The organism is Clostridium sp. AM42-4, from assembly GCF_003480105.1.
Taxonomy (GTDB): Bacteria; Bacillota; Clostridia; order Lachnospirales; family Lachnospiraceae; genus Brotaphodocola.
Genome location: NZ_QUIK01000018.1, coordinates 1 through 1,590 on the forward strand (window position 1 = coordinate 1; position 1,590 = coordinate 1,590).

General features: G+C 50.8%; 1 rRNA gene (only partly in view). It reads left to right on the forward strand.

What is annotated here, in order from left to right:
* The first annotated feature begins 57 nt into the window (after positions 1–57).
* A 23S ribosomal RNA gene (locus DW922_RS17730) occupies positions 58–1,590 on the forward strand; it runs 1,445 nt beyond the window's last position.

A 1,590-nucleotide genomic window follows, 5' to 3' on the forward strand; every position in this document is an offset into this window, starting at 1 on the left:
CGATACAACGCTATGTATCGTAGATAAGTAGCCCGCACCCGCAGGTGAACATCAATTGGTTAAGCTATAAAGAGCGCAGGGTGGATGCCTTGGCACTAAGAGCCGATGAAAGACGTGATAAGCTGCGAAAAGCTTCGGGGAGGAGCAAATATCCATTGATCCGGAGATATCTGAATGGGGAAACCTGGCTGAGAAGACCTCAGTCGTCGTAACGTGAATCCATAGCGTTACGTCGGGAACCGCCTGAACTGAAACATCTAAGTAGGGCGAGGAAAAGAAAGAAAACTCGATTTCCAAAGTAGCGGCGAGCGAAATGGAAAGAGCCTAAACCGGAGCGCGTGCGTTCCGGGGTTACGGACTGCAACAAGTGAGTCGATTTGTTAGTGGAACGGTCTGGGAAGTCCGGCCACAGAGGGTGAAAGCCCCGTACACGAAAGCAATAGACAGCGAGCAGGATCCAAAGTACCACGAGACACGAGAAACCTTGTGGGAATTCGGGGGGACCACCCCCCAAGGCTAAATACTCCTTAGTGACCGATAGCGCATAGTACTGTGAAGGAAAGGTGAAAAGGACCCCGGGAGGGGAGTGAAAGAGAACCTGAAACCCTGTGTTTACAAGCTGTGGAAGCACTTTATATGTGCAACCGCGTACTTTTTGTAGAACGGTCCGGCGAGTTACCTGTACTGGCAAGGTTAAGCACTCAAGGTGCGGAGCCGAAGGGAAACCAAGTCTTAATAGGGCCAAAGTCAGTATGGGTAGACCCGAAACCGGGTGATCTATCCATGTCCAGGTTGAAGCTGCCGTAAAAGGCGGTGGAGGACCGAACACACATCCGTTGAAAAGGGTGGTGATGAGGTGTGGATAGGGGAGAAATTCCAATCGAACCCGGAGATAGCTGGTTCTCCTCGAAATAGCTTTAGGGCTAGCCTCGTGTTAGTCTCCTGGAGGTAGAGCACTGAATTCTTAAGGGGGCGTCAAAGCTTACCAAGAGATATCAAACTCCGAATGCCAGAGAGATGATGCACGGGAGTCAGACGGCACGAGATAAGTTGGGTCGTCAAAAGGGAAAGAGCCCAGACCACCAGCTAAGGTCCCAAAGTGCGTGTTAAGTGGAAAAGGATGTGGGATTTCGAAGACAACTAGGATGTTGGCTCAGAAGCAGCCACACATTCAAAGAGTGCGTAATAGCTCACTAGTCGAGAGGTCCTGCGCCGAAAATGTCCGGGGCTGAAACACGACACCGAAGCTGTGGACTTGTCATTAGACAAGTGGTAGAGGAGCATTCTTAACTGCGGCGAAGCAGTACCGATAAGGAGCTGTGGAGTGTTAAGAAGAGAGAATGCCGGAATGAGTAGCGAGATGGAGGTGGGAATCCTCCAGGCCGAATATCTAAGGTTTCCAGAGTAAAGCTGATCTGCTCTGGGTAAGTCGGGACCTAAGGCAAGGTCGAAAGACGTAGTCGATGGACAACAGGTTGAAATTCCTGTACCACATATCATCAGAACTGTGGGGACACAGGACGATAACCAGACCCGGGAATGAAAAGACCGGGGCAAGCGAAGAAGGAGTTAAGCTGGCAAATCCGCTTA